This is a genomic window from Actinoalloteichus hoggarensis (assembly GCF_002234535.1).
Classification (GTDB): Bacteria; Actinomycetota; Actinomycetes; order Mycobacteriales; family Pseudonocardiaceae; genus Actinoalloteichus_A; species Actinoalloteichus_A hoggarensis.
The window spans coordinates 2715395-2734745 of the sequence record NZ_CP022521.1 but is presented as its reverse complement, the minus strand read 5'-3'; the positions used below and the strand labels follow the sequence as shown (position 1 = coordinate 2734745).

The following is a 19351-nucleotide window of genomic DNA, read 5'->3' as shown; positions in this document are numbered from 1 at the left end:
CCAGGCCGCGCCTGGCGCGCCGCCACCCGACGACGAATACGAGGGACCAATGGGAGAATCACGGACACTCGCCGTACGCAGACCCGCGTCGCACGACGGTCTGCCGCCGGGACCGAACTCGCCCGCGCTGCTGCAGACCGTGATGCTGGCCGGACGCCTACAGCCGTATCTCGACTCGTGTCGACGGCGCTACGGCGACTGCTTCACGCTGCGCACGCTGAGCTGGGGGCCCTGCGTCTTCGTGTCGAGCCCGGAACTGGTCAAGGCCGTCTTCGCCGCGGACCCGAACGTGCTGCGCGCCGGGGAGCACTCCGCTGACATGGGCCTCGGCGAGGTGCTCGGTCCCACCTCGCTCGTCGTCCAGGACGGCGAGGAGCATCGACGTCGGCGGCACAGCGTCTCGGCCGCATTCCAGGGCAAGGCCGTCCGACACAGCGCGGACGAGATCGCCGAGATCGCCCGTGCCGAGGTCGCCCGCTGGCCGAGGGACACTCCCGTCGCGCTGTTAGAACCGATGCAGTCCATCGCGCTGGAGGTGATCCTGCGGATCGTCATCGGCGTCACCGACGAGACCAGGACACGACGACTGCGGGCGCTGCTGCCTCGGGTCGCCTCCTTCGACCGAGGTCCGATGATGTGGTCGGGACTGCGGAAGACGCCGTCCTGGCAGCGGTACCTGCGCATCCAGGCGGAGGCGCGTGAGCTGCTCACACAGGAGATCGCGGACCGCAGGACCCGAACGGACCTCGCCGAGCGCACCGACACCCTCTCGATGGTGCTGTCCGGCGGCGGCGACCTCGCCGAGAACGACGTCGAACTCGTCGACCTGCTCATCTCGCTGCTCCTGGCCGGGCACGAGACCTCGTCCACCGGCATGGCGTGGGCATTGGAACGGCTGGTGCAGCATCCCGAGGCGATGCACCGCATCCAGGCCGCCGCCGACCTGGGAGACCCGTCGCTCGAAGCGCAGCTGGACTCCCTCGTCCGGGAGGCGCTGCGGATCAGGACGATCACGCCCATCACGGCGCGCAAGGCCGCCGCGCCCGTCCGGCTCGGCCCGTGGAACCTGCCCGCGGGCGTCAACGTGATGATCTCCGCCGGTCTGGTCCACATGTCGCCGGACAACTACGCGGCGCCGGAGGAGTTCCGGCCGGACCGGTTCCTGAACGACAAGCCCGATCCCTATGCGTGGGTCCCCTTCGGCGGTGGTGCCCGACGCTGTGTGGGCGCCGCCTTGGCGCTGTTGGAGATGAAGGAGGTGCTGCGCACCGTGCTCGCCGAAGTGGACCTCCACCGCGTCGACGACCGCTCGGAGCGTTCCCGCCTCCGACACGTCACCTTCATGCCTGACCGCGGCACACGTGTCGTCGTGCGGCAGCGCTGATCGTCCGTGATCACCAGGAGAGGTGCCAGTGATGTCAGAGACATCGGCCGGATCGGCGGTCTCGACGACCGCGTCCACCGGCTCGCCGGGTCCGACCACCGCGCTCCCCAGGACGCCTTTTCCGTGGGGACTCCTCCGGCCTTCGGCCGAGCGCGCTCGCTTCCGACTCCCCTTCCTGGACGGATCGGTGCTTCTGGCCGGGCAGGACACCGGTGACGCCTTCGCCCTGTTGGAGATGCGGCTCGCTCCCGACCGAGGCCCCGACCCGCACATCCACCGCGAGGAGGACGAGTTCTTCCACGTCGTGGAGGGCGCCTACCGGTTCCGCATCGGCGACACGATCCTGGACTGCGGGCCGGGCGACGTCGTCAAGGTCGAGCGTGGGGTGCCACACCAGCTCACGGCCGGGCCTGCCGGCGGCAGGCACCTCACGATGTTCACTCCGGCCGGGCCCGAGGGCTGGTTCCTGGAGGCGGACAGCCTGGCCCGGCGCGGCGCACTCGATCTCGCCGCGCTGGGCCCGCTGTTCGAGCGCTACGGGATGACGCGGGTGGACCCCACCTCGACACGGATGACCTGAACCGCCGTGCGGTCGGTGGTGCTCACCGTCAGTCGTCCACGGTGAGCACCACCCGGCCGAAGTGGTGTGCCTCCTCCAGGTGGCGGTGCGCGTCGGCGGCCTGTTCCAGGGTGAAGACGGAGTCCGCGTCGACGACGGCCCGCAGTCCGTCGGCGACGTCGCGCCACAGGGCGTCGACGTCCGAGGGCCGGGCGGTGCGGACGCCGAGGACTCGCTGGTTGCGCAGGTACGTCTGCCGCAGGTCGAGCTGTGCCGTCCCCCCTGCCATCGCGCCGGAGCACACGACCGTCCCGCCGGCGGCCAGCAGCGGCGAGGTACGCGCCCACAGGTCCGGGTCGACGAGGTTGTCCACGACCGCGTCGACGCCCGTGCCGTCGGTGGCCTCGCGGATCGTCTCGGCGAAGACGGGCGAATCCGGATCGAGCACCAGGTCGGCCCCGAGTCCCGCCATCAGCTCGCGCTTGCGAGCCTGGCGGGAGCACGCCACCACCCGCGCGCCCCGGTGCGACGCCAGTCGGACGAGGGTCGAGCCGAGTCCCCCCGACGCACCGTGGACCAGTACCCACGAGTCCGCCGTCACCTCGGCGAGGTCGAGCTGACGCCGGGCCACCGCGCCGTTCAGCGCCAGCGCGCACGCCTCGAGGTCGTCGACGCCCTCGGGCACCGGATGGACGTTGCGGGCGGGCACGACGCAGTAGCGCGCGTAGGCGCCTTGGCGGTGGACGCCGATCAGCCGCAGGTCGGCGCAGCTCTCCGTGCGGCCGACGAGGCAGAAGCGGCAGCGGGCACAGTGCACCACCGGGAACACCGCCACCCGACGACCCAGTAGTGCGGCGTCCACGTCCGCCGCCGCCGCGACGACCTCGCCGACGTGGTCGGCGCCCAGGACGTGGGGCAGCGTCAGGTCGCGTGCGAAGGGCAGGCGTCCCGCCCTGGTCTCGACGCACAGCGTCCGGCCGACACTGACGGCACGCACTCGTACGAGCACCTCGCCCGGCGCGGGTGTCGGGACCGGCAGCTCGGTGACGGACAGGGTCTCCGGGCCGCCGAACTCGTGGTGCACGACGGCCTTCATCGACTCCGGTATCCCGTGTTCGAGCACGGAGTTCGACGGAGACGTGGCCTGCGACGGGGCAGCGAACACAACGGACACAGGACCTCCAGTGATCGGTTCGCCGAGGTCGTGCCCTCGGCGTTGTCGCACTCGGTCGAGCGCACCCGCGGCGGCGGCGACTCGTCCGAGTGGTCCGCGAGAGTCCCGCGATTCGTCGAGGCGATAATGCCGCACCGCCGTCGGATCGGTTTCCTCTCCCAGCAGAGCGGCCGACCCGGCGTCATCCGCGGTCTCGCATCATGCCGTATCACACCACCACGGGGACGAATCCGGACTCAAGAATTCATCGGGAGTGCGGTCGAACGACCGTGACAGCATCCGGACGATTCGCCGAATCCGATTCTCGGAATGACGGTCGACCGACCGGTGTGCATAAACCGCAGGCCACTTCCAGCCTCGCCGGGACTGTTCCCCGTCGGCGGCACGCCACTAAAGTCCGAGCCGATCACATCGACTCGGAGCGGGCGCTCTCGAATGGGACGCGACGCACCTGTAGACGGCGAATCGAGGCAGACGATGGCCCATTCCGATATCGGGTCCGCCGGCACCATGGTCGGCGACGACACGACGGTCCTGCCGGACTATCCCTTCCGCAGACCCTCAGCGATCGAGATGCCCGCCGAGGTGCATGCGGCGCGAGAGCAGGCGCCGATCGTCCGAGTCCGGTTGACGGTGACCGGGCTGCCGGTGTTCCTCGTGACCCGCTATGACCTGATGCGTCGTGTCCTCGCGGACCCCAGGTTCAGCCGCGCGGCGGGGACGGCACCCGACGCGCCCTCCTACGGAGAGGACCGCCCGCCCCCGGGCACGCTCTTCACCACCGACGGCCCCGCGCACACCCGGCTGCGGCGGTTGATCGGCTCGAAGTTCACCGGTGCTCGAGTCAAGGCGCTGGCGCCCAGGATCGAGGAGATCGTCGAGAGCCTGCTCGACGACATGGAGCGGACGGGAGCGCCCGCCGACCTCAACGAGGCGCTGGCCTTCCCCCTGCCGGTGACGGTCATCTGCGAGCTGCTGGGCGTCCCCTTCGCGGACCGGGACGAGTTCCGGCAGTGGAGCGACATGATGAACTCGTTGGACCCGGAACGGCGGGAGGAGGCTCAGCGGAGTCAGCTGGCGCTGGTCGGCTACCTGGCCGGTCTCATCGAACGCAAGCGCGCCGAGGGAGACGAGGGCGGCGACGACCTGATCACGGCGCTGATCGCGGCCCATGACGAACAGGGCCGGCTCGATCTCCACGAGCTGATGATGCTGACCCTGGCGATGCTGGTCGGCGGCTACCTCACGACGACCAGCATGGTGACGGCGGCGGTCCTCACCCTGCTGCGGCACCCGGCGGAGCTGCGCAGGCTTCAGGAAGACCCCGACCTCATCGACTCCTACATCGAGGAGCTCCTGCGGATCAACCCGCTCGGCGACGCAGGCCCCATCGGCATCGCGACGGAGGACGTGGAGCTCGAGGGCGTGCTCATCCCGGCGGGCAGCGGCGTGGTCACCGCCTTCGCCTCCGCCAATCACGACGAGTCCGTCTTCCCCGACGCCCGCCGCTTCGATCCCGACCGGCCGACGAATCCGCACCTGGCCTTCGGACACGGCAGCCATCACTGTCCCGGGGCCGCCCTGGCACGCATGGAGCTGCGGGTGGCGATCACTGCTCTGTTCCGCCGGTTCCCGGACCTCCGCCTGGCCGTTCCCGTCGAACAGCTGCGCCACCGGCCGGGTCAGGTGCTGCTCAGCCTTGAGGAGATGCCGGTCGCCTGGGGATGACCGACCAGGCCGGGCGGGCACGCGCGGCGCCCGCCCGGACCCGGCCGTCTCGTTCTCGACTCAGTCCGGGCGTACGGCGCTGAAGAGGAGGTAGCCGAGCTGACCGAGATCGGCGAGGTCGGCCGGGTCGTAACCCTCCGGCGACGCCGGTCCCGCGAAGTCCGGCGCGGCCCGTCGACTCCGCTCGCTCTCCGCGATGAGGAGGAAGCTGTCGCGCAGTGTCCGTTCGGTGATGTCGGAGGCCTCCTCGAATCGCAGCCCCGAACCGCGCAGCACCGTGAGGTACTCCTCGATCCCCACCAGCGGCGCCAGCAGGAGCATCCCGGCATACCGGTCCAGCAGGGCCTGCTGCTCGGCGGAGAACGCGGCGCGTTCGAAGTGATCGGTGGCGACCAGCCTGCCGCCGGGCCGCAGCACCCGCCTGATCTCCGCCAGGGCGCCTGCCCGATCCGGCACGTGGATCAGCGACTCCAGCGCGAAGGCCGCGTCGAAGGAGGCGTCCTCGAACGGCAGCCTCAGCACGTCGGCATGGTGGAAGGAGAGACGGTCGGCCAGATTTTGGGATTCGGCCAGCTCGTTGGCCAGCCGGACCTGCTCCGCGCTCACCGAGATGCCGGTGACGTTCACGGGAGCCTTGGTCGCGATGCGGACGGCCGGGCCGCCCAGCCCGCATCCGACGTCGAGCACGGCGGCGCCCTCGGCCGGTCGCAGGCGCCGGATCACCTCGTCGGTGAGCCGGTGCATCGCCTCGCCCAGCGAGCCCGGTCCATCGGCCGCCTGGCCGGGCTCGTCCCAGTAACCGAAGTGGATGGTGGCGTCGAAGGAGTCGGTGACGGCCGCGAAGTGATCGTAGAACCGACCGACGTGTTCGGACATCGTCGAGGCGTAGGTCTCGGACGGGGAGGAAGACTGCACCGGCTGCTCCTAGAAGGGGACGGGTTCTGCTCAGCACGGACCGCGGGCGCGGGCCGACGGCACCGGGGGCCGGTGACGATTCGGACCACGCCCGACCTCATGGCGGGTCATCCTGGCAGGCCCGGGGGTGTGGTGATGACGGTCGACCGAACACGCGATACGGAGGTCGGCGGGCCTCGATGAAGTACCGTCGACGATCGAGGCCGTGCCTCGTCCACGGGCGGGTGCAAGCGACATCGGGCGCCTGCGGGCGATGCGGAGGAAGGAGGAGGCGCGATTCATGCGGCAGTGGGTGACGGCGGTCGGCAGCAGCGCGACGCACCGGTTCAGCAAGAGTCCTCGTGAGTCGATCACGTTGCGGACGGGGACGGGGGTCGAGGGCGACGCCCATCAGGGGCGGACGGTCCGGCACCGCTCCCGGGTGGCCCGCGACCCGAGTGCGCCCAATCTCCGACAGGTTCATCTGATCCACCGCGAGCTGTTCGACCGGCTGGCGGCGGCGGGCCGCCAGGTGCGGCCGGGAGACCTCGGGGAGAACGTCACCACGAGCGGGATCGAGTTACTCGACCTGCCCACCGGGACGCGACTCCTGCTGGGCGAGCACGCCCTGATCGAGATCACCGGGCTGCGCAACCCGTGTCAGCAGATCGACGCGTTCCAGCCGGGTCTGTTGAAGGAGCTGCTCGGCCGTGACGACCAGGGCGAGCTGGTGCGCCTCGCCGGGGTGATGGCCGTCGTCCTGGCCGACGGGGTGGTCCGCCCCGGCGATCCGATCGAGGTGCGGCTGCCTGCCGCGCCGCACGCCCCGTTGATTCCCGTCTGAGCGCCTGCGCCACGGGTCACGCGAGCCGGGCGGCCATGCCCACGGGCGCATGCCGCGTGCCGGTGCCGCGACGGCCACGGCCGTCCGATCCCGGTCGGGCGCCGCGGTTCGGGCCGAGGATCACCCCCGCGACGAGTGACGGGCGGTGTCCGCGCCCCCTCACCGTTCGGCGACGACCCGGGCATGTGCCACCGGGGTCGCCCCGAGGTCCACACAGGCCGCTCGGACGTCGACCATGCTGTCGTCGACCTCGACGTCCAACGGCGTGTCGGCAGGCAGCGCGGCCGCGATCGTGCAGAGCAGCTCCCGGGCCACCTCGGGGGCCCCGGCGGCACTCGGGCGCGTCGACCCGCCGGTGAAGGTCCAGCCCTCGTCCTTGATCAGCAGTGCCACCCCCGCAGGCCGCCCCGGCTCCGGCGACACCAGTACCGCGCCGGTCGCCGCCGTGAGGTGGCTCTCCCGGACCATGTCGGTGGTGAGTCGATCGGGCGGATCGCTGGGATGAGCCGCGCGATAGAACTCCCGATAGGTCTCCGCGACACGGGGATCGTCCAGTGCGACCACTCGGGCGTGCCCTGCGGGTCGCGGAAACCGGTCGGCGCGCAACCGCCGGATCTCCGAGTCGATGAGCACCCGCCGCAGTCCGAGCGACACCGCGAAGGCCGCCGACGGCGTCCGGGGTCGGACCTTGGCCCGAAGCGGGCGGCCGTCGGCGGCGGCGAGATCCCGCAGCCCCGCGACCAGTGCCGCGCCGATACCCCGGCGGCGGGCGGCCGACGAGACCTCGACGTAGACCCAGAGGCGACGCGGGTGGAAGCGGGGTGAGAGCAGCGCCCCCGCTCCCACGACCATCCCGTCGACTTCGGCGACGATCGTCCGCCGCCAGTGCTCGCCGTCGCGCGGTGGCCCGAAGAGCGCCCTGCCCTGCGCCCAGAGGACGTCGAGCTCCCCTGAGGCGGTGATCGCGGCGACCTCAGCGGTGTCCTCGACTGCCCAGGGGCGAATCCACATCGCCGTATTCTGTCACCGCCGCACCGGGTGATCCACGCACCTCGTCCGCTGTGGACCGACGAATCGATGCCGGTCGGCCCAGCAGGCGGGCTGACTCGCCCCGAATCGTCTCCGACACCGTGTCGACGACCGTCGGACGCCTCAGTCCCGCGTCGTGTCGGCCACCCGCAGACGCTGGAAGGAGATCGTCTCGTAGGGGGAGTCGACGCCGGTCTCGTAGTAGACGCCGACCTCGTCCCCGGTGAGCGGCACCAGGTCGGAATAGGCCGCGGGCGCCTCCGAGAGCACGGCGCCGTCCGACCAGGTCACACCGCCGTCGGTGCTGCCACGCACGGTGAGCCGCTCCCGACGGCTCGCGCTGCCCGGAGCGGCGAACAGCAGCGGGCCGTCCTGGACCTGCAAGGTGCTGCCCTGCACGATCGGCGCGACGAGGTCCGGCACCGGCCGCAGCGGCGCGTCCAGGCTCGCACCACCGTCGCCGCTGTAGGCGGCGGCGCGGTTGCCCGGCGCGGTGCCGTTCTGATTCCGGGTGTTGACGTAGAGCCTGCCGTCGGGCAGTTCGGCCACCGTCGTCTCGTTTCCGTTGATCACGCCGTCCGCGGTGGACTCCAGCGCGCCGATGGACCAGGTGGCGCCACCGTCGTCGCTGTAGAGAAGGTGCGCGCCGTAGTACCTGTCCTCGGTTCCGATGTCGGCGCTGCCCTCCGGAGGTGAGTCGGAGTGGTTCGCGGGCACGATCAGGCGTCCGGCGTGCGGTCCCTCACGGAGTGCGATCGCGTGCACCGGCCCGGTCGCGTACCACCGCCAGTCCGGCAGCTTGACGTCCTCGGTGATCTCGCGCGGTTCGCTCCAGGTCCGGCCGTCGTCGTCGCTGTGTTGAACCCACACGCGGCGAGAGTCGGCCGGATCGATGTCCCCCGACCTGATCTCGGTCTCGGTCACGTCCCCGCCGTTGTGGGTGGAGAGCAGGACGATCCGGCCGCTCTCGGGGTCGACGACCGGACTGGGATTGCCGAAGGTGTTCGGTCCGTTGTCGCCGACCACGATGAGTTCGCCCCAGGTCGCGCCGTCGTCGGAGGAGCGTTTGAGGACGAGGTCGATGTCGCCGCTGTCACCGCCGCCGTCGCGACGGCCCTCGGCGAAGGCCAGCAGGTCGCCACCGGGCGCCCGCACGATCGCCGGGATACGGAAGGTGTCGTAGCCGTCGGTTCCCGAGGTGTAGACGGCGGTCGCGGCCGGGGCGGAGGCGGCCGGGGCGGTGGAGCCTGTCGCGGTCCAGGCTCCGGCGGCGCCGAGGGCCACGGCCGAGACCAGCGCGGCCGATGCGATGCGGGGTAAGGGTCTCATCACGCTCCTTTGAGGATGAGCGGTCGAGTCGCCGACGCGGCGCCGACGATCGGTCCGACACCCGAAGCCGGACATCCGACATCGGACGTGGGATGTCTAAAAGCTACTGTCGGTACCTGGCCATGACAACCCCACTCGGTACACTCCGCCCCGAGCAACGGCCTCGATCCAGGGAGCAGTCATGAGCGCACGCTCGGGGCCGGCGCCGGCGCTCTCCTGGCCGTTGGTCGTCGTCGCCACGCTCTCCGCCGTCCTCGGCCTGTTCTCGGCCGCAGGCGTTCGCACCGGTACGGCGGGTGCGACGGCAGGCCAGTCGTTCCTCAGTGCCCGTGCGGAGACCGTCGAGCGCTCCGGTGTCCGAGGCGTGCGCCCGTTCGCGGGCACGACCTGGCAGGCCGCCCGCGCCCAGGTGGGCGGCGCCGCCGTCCTCGACGAGGCCCCGCACCGGGAACAACTCCTCGGCCCCTCGACGGCGCCGACGCCCGCGGGACCCCGGTTCCTCGAGCACCGACCGATCACCCAGACCGTCCGGGACCTCCGCCCCGCGTGGTCCGCACCCGACAGCAGCCGAGGCCCGCCCGCGTCCCCGTTCCGCTGAGCCATGACGGCCGCCTGCCGCGGCCGTCTCACCGCTTCCCGCCGTCGCCACGCGCGCGGGAATCCGACCGCGGAGAATCGACGTGTCAGGCACAACAGAACGGCGTGGGCTGCTGGTCCGGGGACTGCTGTCCCTGATCGTGCTCATCGCCTCTGGCGCACTGCTGTTCACCACCGAGCCACGACTGGGCCTGGACCTCGAGGGCGGCACTCAGATCACCCTCGAGGGCATGCCCGGCGACGGCGTCGTCATCGACGAAGAGTCGATGAACCAGACGTTGGAGGTCATCCGCCGCCGTGTGGACTCTCTCGGCGTCGCCGAACCCAACCTCGTCCGTTCCGGCGACGACAGGGTCGTCGTCGAACTACCCGGTGTGGAGGATCCCGAGGAGGCCCTGGCCACCATCGGGCGCACCGCTCAGCTGACCATCCATCCCGTGATCGCCGCCGCGAGCCCCGAGGAGGCCGAGGAGGCCGCCGACCCGGAGGCACAGACGACCCAGGAGCTCGTCCTCACCGACGAGAACGGGGCCGCGCTGCGACTGGCGCCCGCCGCCATGACCGGCGAGGCGATCAACCGCGCCACCGCCCGTCTGGACGGTCAGACCGGCCGAGGCTGGTACGTCGGACTGGACTTCGCCGACGCGGGCGGCTGGGCTCAGGTCACCGGCCAGGCGGCCTGTGCTCCGTATGGCGACCCCGCACGGCGGGTGGCGATCGTGCTCGACAACACGATCATCTCGGCCCCCGAGGTGCAGGGCGACACCACCTGCAACGTCGGTATCACCGGCGGCGGCGAGACCTCGATCACCGGCGACTTCAACCAGGAGGAGGCCGAGCAGCTGGCCCTCCTGATCAGTGACGGCGCTCTGCCGGTGCCGGTCGAGGTCGTCGAGCAGCGGACGCTCGGCCCGACACTGGGTCAGGACGCCATCGACGCGAGCATCACCGCCGCCGTCATCGGCATCAGCATCACCGGTCTCTTCCTCATCGTCGTCTACCGGCTCGCCGGCCTGATCGCCGCCATCGCCCTCACCGCCTACACCGTGATCGCCTTCGGCCTGCTCCTGGCTCTCGGGGCCACGATCACGCTGCCCGGCCTCGCGGGCTTCGTGCTGGCGATCGGCATGGCGATGGACGCCAACGTGCTGATCTACGAACGATCCCGTGAGGAGTACGCGGGCTCCGTCGGCACCAAGTCGGCCAAGCGGCGGATGACCAACGCCGTCAACGGCGGTTTCAAGGGCGCCATCACCGCCATCGCCGACTCCAACATCACCACCCTGCTGGCGGCGGCACTGCTGTTCGCGCTGGCCACCGGCCCGGTACGCGGCTTCGGCATCACGCTGAGCACCGGTGTCATCGCCTCCATGTTCAGCGCCCTGGTTCTCAGCCGGGTGCTGCAGCAGCTCGTCTTCCGGGGTCCGATCGCGCGGCATCCCAAGATCAGCGGCATCGCGCATCTCGGCAGGCTGCGGCAGTGGTTCGAGCGGAGGTCGCCGGACTTCCTGAAGCCCTGGCGCAAGTGGCTGATCGGCTTCGGCATCGTGCTCGTCGTGGTCGGCTCCGGCCTCGCCGTGCGCGATCTGAACCTCGGCGTCGACTTCACCGGCGGCCGCTACATCTCCTATCAGGCCGAGCAGGAGCCCGACCTCGGCGCGGTGCGTGCCTCGCTCGAGCAGGCGGGCTTCGAGGACGCCGCGGTCTCCGGCGCCGACAACAACGGCCTGACCGTGCGCACCGGACCGTTGGAGGAGGAACGGGTCGGCGACATCCGCGAGGCGGTCGTCTCGGCGGTGGGCCCGGTCGAGCAGTTGCAGAGCGACCTGATCGGCCCGAGCCTCGGCGAGGAGCTACGTGATCGGGCGATCCTCGCGCTGCTGCTGGGCGCGATCGCCCAGGTCGTCTATCTGTCGTTCCGCTTCGACTGGCGGCTGGGCGTCGCCGTGATCGTCGGTCTGGCCGCCGACGTGGTGTTCCTGCTCGGCGTGTTCGCCTGGACGGGCAGGCTGATCGACGGGGTGTTCGTCGCCTCGATGCTGACCGTGATCGGCTACTCGGTCAACGACTCGGTCGTCGTCTTCGACCGGGTTCGAGAACTGCGCGCCGAACGACCCAAGGACCCGTTCTACCGGGTCGCGGGCAGTGCGGTGCTGCAGACCATGCCGCGGACGGTGAACACCGGCATCGGTGTCCTCGCGGTCCTCGGCGCGCTGCTGTTCCTGGGCAGCGGCTCACTGGTCGACTTCGCCCTCGCCGTGATCATCGGCGCCGTGATCGGCAACGTGACGACCATCGTGGTCGCCGCGCCGCTGGCGATCGCGCTCGACACGAAGTGGCCCGGTGCGGCCCGAGTACGCAAGAAGAAGAAGCGAGACGAGCACGGCAGCGGAGCGGTCGTCTGACGCCGCTTCGGTGCTGATCGTCGGGCCGCGTCGAGATCTCCTCGGCGCGGCCCGACGCGACTCCGGCCCGCCGCGGCCTCAGACCGGGGCCGGGGTGCAGACGACAGGCCCGCACCACCTCCGTCGACGTCAGCCCGGCCCGACGAGAGGCGGACGTCTGCCGGACACCGCGGTCGGACCCGGCCGGGCGCACACCGGCGCCGCATCCGCCGCACCGGTCCGCGCCGCTCAGTCCGCCATGGGAGGCACCGACGCCACCGCGGCCCGCAGCGCGGGTGCCAGCGCCCCCGGGTCGTCCAGCCCGCCACGTCGCAGCACGTCGCCGGGCAACGCCAGCAACGAGACGGCGAGCCCGAGGAAATAGGCGTCGAGTCTGCCCGCCTCCTCTTGACGCAGAGTCCGGCCCGCCTCCCGATGCAGCGCCACGGCAGAGTCCATGTTGGCGGTCACCATCTCCCCGAGCGCCGTCCGGATGCTCGGCCTGCGCACGGCCTCCAGATACAACTCCATCAGGGCGAGGAACTGCGCGCGACCGTCGAGTGTGGAACGGACCAGCATCGCGCGGTAGAGGTGATCGACGTCCTCGGGCGTCACCACCTCCGGACGCTGCTCGTGCAGCGCCCGGACAGCGGCACGATGCTGCTCGGACATGTGGGCGGCGACCGCCTCCACGAGCGACTCGCGGCTGGGAAAACACTCCTCCGTGGTACCCGCGGGCAGCGCGGCCTCGCGGTCGACCGCGCGGTGGGTCAAGCCACGGCCGCCCTCGCGGGCGAGAACCTCGATGGCCGCCTCGGCGAGCAGTGCGCGGCGCGATTGCCGTTCGGGCATTCCTGTTCGTCAGCTCCTGTTTCCCGGCGTGTCACGGATTCCGGCTACCCTGTGCGACCTTACTGGGTCGAAGATCAAGCCGGACCTGCGACTTCGTTGATCACTATCCGTCACCGTCGTTCCCGACTCCCGGCCAGGACAGGACGTGCCGATGAACTCCCCGTCTCCAGACCGCGAGCCGACCGATGCCGAGCAGCCCGACGGCGGATTACGTCGACGGCTGGGCACCGGCGACGCGGTGTTCGTCGGGCTCGGCGCCATGCTCGGCGCGGGCGTCTTCACCGCCTTCTCCCCGGCGGCAGGCGCGGCGGGAAGCCTCCTGCTGCCCGCCCTCGCCCTCGCCGGTCTCGTGGCGGTGTGCAACGCGATCTCCTCGGCTCGGCTGGCGGCGCGCTATCCGGTCGCGGGCGGCACCTACGTCTACGGGCGTGAGCGGCTCGGTCCGTTCTGGGGCTACCTGGCCGGCTGGTGCTTCGTCATCGGCAAGACGGCGAGCTGCGCCGCGATGGCCCTGACCGTCGGGCTCTATCTGTGGCCCGCACAGGCGCGCCCGGTGGCCGCGGTGACGCTGCTGGCGCTGACCGCGTTGAGCATGTTCGGCGTGCGCCGGGCCCTGTGGTTCACCAGGATCGCAGTCGTGGCGGTGTTGCTGGTCCTGGCACTCGTGGTGATCGCGGCGATCTGGGGCGAGCCCGGCCCGGCCGCCGTCACCCCCGGTGCGGCGACGGCGGCGAGCCCCGGCGGGCTGCTGGAGGCCGCGGGGCTGCTCTTCTTCGCCTTCGCGGGCTATGCACGCATCACGACGCTGGGCGAGGAGGTGCGCGACCCTCGGCGGACCATCGGCCTCGCCGTGCCGATCGCCCTGGGCATCACGCTGCTCGTCTACCTCGCGCTGGCCTCGGCGCTGCTCGCCGGGGTGGGCGCCGACGCGATCGCGACGTGGTCCGACCCGCTGGCCTCGGTGGTCGCGGCCTCGGATCTCGCCGTGGCGGCGCCGCTGGTGCGGGCGGGCGCGGTGCTGGCCGCGGGGGCCGCGCTGTCCGCTCTGCTGCTCGGCGTCTCGCGGACGGTGCTGGCGATGGCTCGAGACCGCAGGCTCCCCGGTGTGCTGGCCGCGGTCGACGCCCGGCACGGGGTGCCGCTGCGGGCCGAGCTGGCGGTGGGCGTGGTGGCCGCCGTCGCCGTGTTGTCGGCCGATCTGCGCGAGGTGATCGGCTTCTCGTCCTTCGGGGTGCTGGTGTACTACGCGATCGCCAACGCCGCGGCGTGGACGTTGAGTCGTGCCGAGCATCGACCGCCGAGGGCGCTGACGGCGGTGGGGCTGACCTGCTGCGTGCTGCTGGCGGTCAGCCTGCCGATCCGGTCGGTCGTCGGCGGGATCGTCCTGATCGCACTCGGTGTTCTCGGCTGGCTGTTCCTCACCTGGTCGACGCGCCGACGAAACGGGACGATCAACCCGCATAGTACAAGCGGTGAATTAATTCAGGAGCCCGGACAGGGTGCGGCGAATGGCTGAGACCATCCTCTTCAGCACCAGTACAGAGGGTGTCTGAACATTCTTTCTTCGCCATAGCACACGCCTTATGCCCGTCGCCATAGCACAGTATTTCGCAAGAATAAAGACTGTGTTAACGCCGAATGCATTCACATACTTGGGGCCGCCCCGAAGTAAGTGGTCGGGCTCTCCTGGCGGCGGGAGAGCACGGTCACCGTCTCGCCATGTCCAGAAAGGACACGCATGTCATCGATACGCCGTCGCGCACTGGGGCTGGCCCTCGGTGCAGCGCTGCTGGTGCCGCTGGCAGGGGTCGCTCCGGCGGCCGCCCAGCAGGCCGACCAGCACTCGCCCGACGCGAGCCCCCGACTCACCCAGGTTCCCGAAGACCTGACGCCCTTCGCCGAGGCGGCAGGCGAGTTCGAGAAGATCCAGCTCACCGAGGACGTCGGTGAGCCGATGGCCCTGGCCGTCGTCCCGGACGGTCGCGTGCTGATGACCGACCGTCGCGGCACCATCAAGATCTTCAACCCGGACAGCTACAACGTGACCACCGCCGCGGAGATCCAGGTCTACGCGGGCGAGGAGGACGGGCTCCAGGGCATCGCCGTGGACCCGGACTTCGAGGAGAACGGCTGGGTCTACACCTACTACTCCCCGCCGGACCCCGAGCCGCGCAACAGACTGTCCCGCTTCACGCTCGACGGCGACGTGCTCGACCTCGAGAGCGAACAGATCATCCTGGAGGTGCCCACCCAGCGTGACCTGTGCTGTCACGTGGGCGGGGACATCGACTTCGATTCCGAGGGCAACCTGTACCTGTCCACCGGAGACAACACGAACTCCTGGGCCTCCGACGGCTACACCCCGATCGACGAGCGAGAGGGCCGCTCGGCCTTCGACGCGCAGCGGTCGTCCGGCAACACCAACGACCTGCGCGGCAAGCTCCTGCGCATTCACGTCGAAGAGGACGGCGGCTACACGATCCCCGAGGGAAACCTGTTCCCGGAGGGCACCGAGGGCACCCGCGCCGAGATCTACTACATGGGTCTGCGCAATCCCTTCCGCTTCAGCGTCGACCAGGAGACCGACCGGATCTTCCTGGGCGTCGTCGGGCCGGACGCGCGGGACGGCAACCCCGATCGCGGCCCGCACGCCTACGACGAGGTGTACCTGATGGACGGCCCCGGCAACGGCGGCTGGCCCTTCTGCATGGGTCCCAACGAGCCCTACCGGGACTACGACTTCACCACCGGCGAGTCCGGCCCGGCCTTCGACTGCGACGCGCCGGTCAACGACTCGCCCAACAACACGGGTCTGACCGACCTGCCGCCCGCCACTCCCGCGGACATCTACTACACCTACGGCTGCTCCGAGGAGTTCCCCGAGATCTCCTGTGAAGGCGGCAACTCCGCCTTCGGCGGTCCGGTGTACCGCTACGACGAATCGCTCGACTCGCCGACCAAGTTCCCCGAGTCGTACGACGGCGCCCACTTCTTCTACGAATACTCGCGGAACTTCGTGGCCGACGTCCGCTTCGACGAGAACGGCGACTACTCGTCGATGACGCCGTTCCTGGCGGAATTGGACTTCAACCAGCCGATGGACATGGAGTTCGGTCCGGAGGGCTCGCTCTACGTCATCGAGTACGGCGGCGGGTTCTTCACCCCCGGCACCTACGCCGGGCTGTACCGGATCGACCACACCGGCGGCGTGCAGTCCCCGGACGTCTCGCTGGCCACCACCGAGACCTCGGGTGACGCACCGCTCGAGGTGACCTTCGACGCCACCGGCACCACCGACCCCAACGGCGGAGAGCTGACCTTCGCGTGGGACTACGAGGGTGACGGCGTCGACGACGCCGACGGCATCTCCGGCACGCACACCTACACCGAGAACGGCGTCTACAACGCCAAGCTCACGGTGACCAACTCGGCGGGCCGCGAGACCGTGCGCCGCGTGACGATCACCATCGGCAACTTCGCGCCGCAGGTCGCGTTCGACACGCCCGGCGACGGATCGCTGTTCGAGTGGGGCGACCGCGTCGCCTACGACGTCACGGTGGAGGACCAGGAGGACGGCACCGTCGGGGACGGCATCAGCTGTTCCGCGGTCACCGTCCAGACCGCACTCGGCCACGACTCCCACGCTCACCCGCAGAGCAACATCCAGAACTGTCAGGGCGTGACGACGATCCAGGAGGACGGCGGTCACGGCGGCGACGCGAACCTGTTCTACGTCCTGCGCTCCAGCTACGAGGACCGGGGCAACGAGGGCGTGGCGCCGACCTCCGGCGAGCACGAGATCATCCTCCAGCCCAAGCGCAAGCAGGCCATCCACCACGACGGTGCCGAGGGCGTCGAGATCGTCGACGACGAGGCGGCCGAGGGCGGCCGGACGCTGGGCGCCGTGCACGCGGGCGACTGGGTCTCCTTCGCCCCGTACAACCTGTCCATGATCGACTCGGTGCGGCTGCGCGCGGCAGGCCTGGCGGGCGGCACCGTCGAGCTGCGGGCGGACGCACCCGACGGCGAGCTCATCGCCGCCACCGAGGTTCCGGCCGGGTCCGGCGAGTACGTCGAACTCGACCCGGTCGAGATCTCCGCGCCCGAGGGCACCTTCGAGCTGTTCGTGGTGTTCGACGGCGAGTCGGACGAGGAACTGCTGAACCTGAACTACTTCGAGTTCGACGGTCTCGGCGCGGCGGGCCCTCGGGTCGTCCACGCCGAGTCGGACGTGTCGCGGGGCGCCGCTCCGCTCACCGCCAACCTCACCGTCTCCGGAGAGGCGCTGCCCGAGGGCACCACCTTCTCCTGGGACCTCGGTGACGGGGCCACCGCCGAGGGCGCGGCCGTGTCGCACGAGTACCAGGCGACCGGGGAGTACACGGCCTCGGTGACCGCGACCGACGCCGACGGCGTCGTGCGGGGCAGCGCCGAGACGACGGTGTCGGTCTTCGACCCGATCGACGGCACCATCGAGGTCACGCCGGAGTCGGCCGAGCTGGAGACCCGCGACCAGCAGCAGGTCTCCGCGACGTTCACCCCCGGCGAGGGCACGCCCGCCGACAGCCCGGTGAGCATCGAGGTCTACCGCTCCTCCCCCGCGAGCGATCTTCCGCCGGGACACACCGAGGGCGAGCCCTTCGTCCGGGTGGAGCAGCACATCGCGGAGCCCGACGAGGAGGGCACCGTCTCCTTCGACTACACGAGCACGGTCGGCGCGACCGACCGGATCGTGGCCTGCCTCGGCTACGGCGGCTCGTGCGTGCGGGGCGAGAGCCTGGTCGTCACCGACGACGGCCCGGTCAACCTGCGTGACGACCTCGCACTCGACGACGGCGTCGTGACCTGGGAGGCCACCGCCGACGACGAGGGCTGGATCACCCTGTACGACGGCAAGAGCCTGGCGGGCTGGGACCACGTCGGCGCGGGCGGCTTCGAGGTCACCGAGGAGGGCCTGCTGGCACCGCGGTCCGGCGGCTTCGGCATCCTGTACTACGCCGACGCCGAGTTCGAGGACTACGTGCTGGAGGCGGAGTACGAGAGCTTCAGCGTCAGCGCGAACTCCGGTCTGTTCCAGCGTTTCCCCGACCCCGAGGGTGACGCGGGCGTACCCGGTCGCGAGGGCTACGAGGTCGCGATTCTGGACCGCGTCGACGACGTGCTCAACCGGACGGGTTCCATCAACGGTCTGATGGCGGCGAAGTATCTGACCGCCAAGCCGCCCTACGGCGGCTGGAACCTCTTCGAGATCGAGGTGACCGGCGATCAGTACAACGTCGTCCTCAACGACCGGGTGGTCACGGAGTACACCGGTGACGGGACCCGCGGCCAGGGCGGGCACATCGGGCTGGAGAACAGCAACTCCAACCAGCTCCACTTCCGCAACATCCGGATCAAGCCGACCGGTGACGGCGGTGGTGAGGATTCGACGGCTCCGGTGACCACGGCGAGCACCACGCCGAGCGAGCCCGACGGCCGGGAAGGCTGGTACACCACCAGCCCCGTCGAGATCACCCTCGAGGCCACCGACGACGCCTCCGGCGTCGACACCACCGAATACCGCCTCGACGACGGCGACTGGACCACCTACGACCAACCCCTCACCCTCACCGACGACGGCACCCACACCCTCGACTACCGCTCCACCGACACCGCGGGCAACATCGAGGACACCCAGACCCTCCACCTCGCCATCGACACCACCGCCCCCACCACCGAGGCCACCTTCCCCGACTCCTCCGACGGCGGCTGGCATGACGGCGAGGTCACCGTCGCCCTCGCGGGCACCGACGAGGGCAGCGGAGTGGCCCGCACGGAGTGGAGCCTCGACGGCGGCGACTGGACCGCCTACGAGGAGCCGGTGTCGGTGTCCGGCGAAGGCCCGCACTCGCTGCTCTACCGGAGCGTCGACGTGGCGGGCAACGTCGAGGACGAGAAGGCCGCCACCATCCTCATCGACCACACCGCACCCACCCTGGTGGTCGCGGGCGTGGCCGACGGACGGGTCTACGGCGACGCCACCGACCTCGTCCTGCACTGGCACGCCGAGGACAACACCTCCGGCCTGGACACGGTGATCGGCACCCTCAACGACGAGGAGATCGACTCCGGCGAATACGTGCCCCTGCACCAGCTCCCCCTGGGCATGCAGGAGCTCTCCGTCGCCGCGACGGACCTGGCGGGCAACACCACCGAACAGTCGATCTCCTTCGCCACCACCACCTCCACCCGCGACATCAGCCAACTCATCGACCGATTCCGCGCCACCAACCGCCTCTCCCTCACCGCCACCACCCAACTCCGCGACCAGCTCACCACCGCACGACTGGCCGAGGCACGAGGCGACGACTTCGCGACCATCGAAGAACTCCAGACGCTCCAGACCCTCGTCAACGACACCACCCTCGTCACCGCAGGCGACATCCGCACCACCCTCGACCGCGACATCCAAGCCGTCATCGACGCCATCGAGGGAGTGGCGGTGACGGGCTCCTCCGACGACGCTGTCGAGTGAGGCGCACGCAGTGAGACCAGGGGCGGACCGACGACGAGGTCGGTCCGCCCCGCCCTCCCCGTT

At 70.6% G+C, this 19351-nt stretch carries 13 protein-coding genes; 8 read left to right on the top strand and 5 right to left on the bottom strand.

From position 1 onward, the window contains the following. Positions 1 to 49 precede the first annotated feature (49 nt). Together AHOG_RS12045 and AHOG_RS12040 are read left to right on the top strand one after the other, a co-directional pair. Positions 50 to 1384, top strand: a complete 1335-nt coding sequence (locus AHOG_RS12045) for a cytochrome P450 (RefSeq protein WP_093941437.1) — start codon at positions 50 to 52, stop codon at positions 1382 to 1384. A gap of 31 nt (positions 1385 to 1415) precedes the next feature. Then, on the top strand, positions 1416 to 1964 hold the full coding sequence (locus tag AHOG_RS12040) for a cupin domain-containing protein (RefSeq protein WP_093941436.1): 549 nt from the start codon (positions 1416 to 1418) through the stop codon (positions 1962 to 1964). 28 nt (positions 1965 to 1992) lie between these two features. Here the strand turns inward: AHOG_RS12040 and AHOG_RS12035 are convergent, their stop codons facing one another. Continuing rightward, entirely contained in the window at positions 1993 to 3117 is a 1125-nt protein-coding gene (locus AHOG_RS12035) for a zinc-binding dehydrogenase (protein ID WP_211290580.1), read from the bottom strand. A 477-nt stretch (positions 3118 to 3594) separates the two neighbouring features. Here AHOG_RS12035 and AHOG_RS12030 point away from each other — a divergent pair, with 477 nt between their 5' ends. Continuing rightward, positions 3595 to 4845 (top strand): cytochrome P450, encoded by a 1251-nt coding sequence (locus AHOG_RS12030; RefSeq protein WP_211290579.1) that lies wholly within the window; start codon positions 3595 to 3597, stop codon positions 4843 to 4845. A 60-nt stretch (positions 4846 to 4905) separates the two neighbouring features. Here AHOG_RS12030 and AHOG_RS12025 read toward each other — a convergent pair whose 3' ends face one another. Continuing rightward, positions 4906 to 5760, bottom strand: coding sequence for an SAM-dependent methyltransferase (locus AHOG_RS12025; RefSeq protein ID WP_157736773.1), 855 nt, complete (start codon positions 5758 to 5760; stop codon positions 4906 to 4908). Positions 5761 to 6040: 280 nt separating this feature from the next. On the opposite strand from AHOG_RS12025, the gene AHOG_RS12020 reads away from it, so the two are divergent. Further along, positions 6041 to 6583: an MOSC domain-containing protein gene (locus AHOG_RS12020; protein ID WP_093944387.1), complete on the top strand. Its 543-nt coding sequence runs from the start codon at positions 6041 to 6043 to the stop codon at positions 6581 to 6583. A 159-nt stretch (positions 6584 to 6742) separates the two neighbouring features. On the opposite strand, the gene AHOG_RS12015 is transcribed toward AHOG_RS12020, so the two are convergent. Both AHOG_RS12015 and AHOG_RS12010 read right to left on the bottom strand, forming a co-directional pair. Next, positions 6743 to 7594 (bottom strand): GNAT family N-acetyltransferase, encoded by an 852-nt coding sequence (locus AHOG_RS12015; protein ID WP_093941433.1) that lies wholly within the window; start codon positions 7592 to 7594, stop codon positions 6743 to 6745. Positions 7595 to 7735: 141 nt separating this feature from the next. Beyond that, positions 7736 to 8941 carry a sialidase family protein gene (locus AHOG_RS12010; protein ID WP_093941432.1) on the bottom strand — a complete coding sequence of 402 codons (1206 nt, stop codon included), beginning with the start codon at positions 8939 to 8941 and terminating at the stop codon, positions 7736 to 7738. 181 nt (positions 8942 to 9122) lie between these two features. Between AHOG_RS12010 and AHOG_RS12005 the strand changes: the two genes are divergently transcribed. Both AHOG_RS12005 and secD read left to right on the top strand, forming a co-directional pair. Next, on the top strand, positions 9123 to 9539 hold the full coding sequence (locus tag AHOG_RS12005) for a hypothetical protein (protein ID WP_093941431.1): 417 nt from the start codon (positions 9123 to 9125) through the stop codon (positions 9537 to 9539). A gap of 82 nt (positions 9540 to 9621) precedes the next feature. Continuing rightward, positions 9622 to 11943, top strand: coding sequence for a protein translocase subunit SecD (secD, locus tag AHOG_RS12000; protein WP_093941430.1), 2322 nt, complete (start codon positions 9622 to 9624; stop codon positions 11941 to 11943). A gap of 228 nt (positions 11944 to 12171) precedes the next feature. Here the strand turns inward: secD and AHOG_RS11995 are convergent, their stop codons facing one another. Further along, positions 12172 to 12774 carry a TetR/AcrR family transcriptional regulator gene (locus tag AHOG_RS11995; protein WP_093941429.1) on the bottom strand — a complete coding sequence of 201 codons (603 nt, stop codon included), beginning with the start codon at positions 12772 to 12774 and terminating at the stop codon, positions 12172 to 12174. 151 nt (positions 12775 to 12925) lie between these two features. Between AHOG_RS11995 and AHOG_RS11990 the strand changes: the two genes are divergently transcribed. Both AHOG_RS11990 and AHOG_RS11985 read left to right on the top strand, forming a co-directional pair. Then, a complete protein-coding gene (locus AHOG_RS11990; protein WP_093941428.1) occupies positions 12926 to 14290 on the top strand; it encodes an APC family permease in 1365 nt (454 codons plus the stop codon). A gap of 222 nt (positions 14291 to 14512) precedes the next feature. Continuing rightward, positions 14513 to 19288 carry an OmpL47-type beta-barrel domain-containing protein gene (locus tag AHOG_RS11985; protein WP_093941427.1) on the top strand — a complete coding sequence of 1592 codons (4776 nt, stop codon included), beginning with the start codon at positions 14513 to 14515 and terminating at the stop codon, positions 19286 to 19288. Positions 19289 to 19351: the final 63 nt, after the last annotated feature.

Coding starts and splice junctions, on each gene's coding strand:
- AHOG_RS12040 (WP_093941436.1), top strand. CDS start 1,416: ATGTCAGAGACATCGGCCGGATCGGCGGTCTCGACGACCGCGTCCACC.
- AHOG_RS11990 (WP_093941428.1), top strand. CDS start 12,926: ATGAACTCCCCGTCTCCAGACCGCGAGCCGACCGATGCCGAGCAGCCC.
- AHOG_RS12015 (WP_093941433.1), bottom strand. CDS start 7,594: ATGTGGATTCGCCCCTGGGCAGTCGAGGACACCGCTGAGGTCGCCGCG.
- AHOG_RS11995 (WP_093941429.1), bottom strand. CDS start 12,774: ATGCCCGAACGGCAATCGCGCCGCGCACTGCTCGCCGAGGCGGCCATC.
- AHOG_RS12030 (WP_211290579.1), top strand. CDS start 3,595: ATGGCCCATTCCGATATCGGGTCCGCCGGCACCATGGTCGGCGACGAC.
- AHOG_RS12045 (WP_093941437.1), top strand. CDS start 50: ATGGGAGAATCACGGACACTCGCCGTACGCAGACCCGCGTCGCACGAC.
- AHOG_RS12020 (WP_093944387.1), top strand. CDS start 6,041: ATGCGGCAGTGGGTGACGGCGGTCGGCAGCAGCGCGACGCACCGGTTC.
- AHOG_RS12010 (WP_093941432.1), bottom strand. CDS start 8,941: ATGAGACCCTTACCCCGCATCGCATCGGCCGCGCTGGTCTCGGCCGTG.
- AHOG_RS12005 (WP_093941431.1), top strand. CDS start 9,123: ATGAGCGCACGCTCGGGGCCGGCGCCGGCGCTCTCCTGGCCGTTGGTC.
- AHOG_RS11985 (WP_093941427.1), top strand. CDS start 14,513: ATGTCATCGATACGCCGTCGCGCACTGGGGCTGGCCCTCGGTGCAGCG.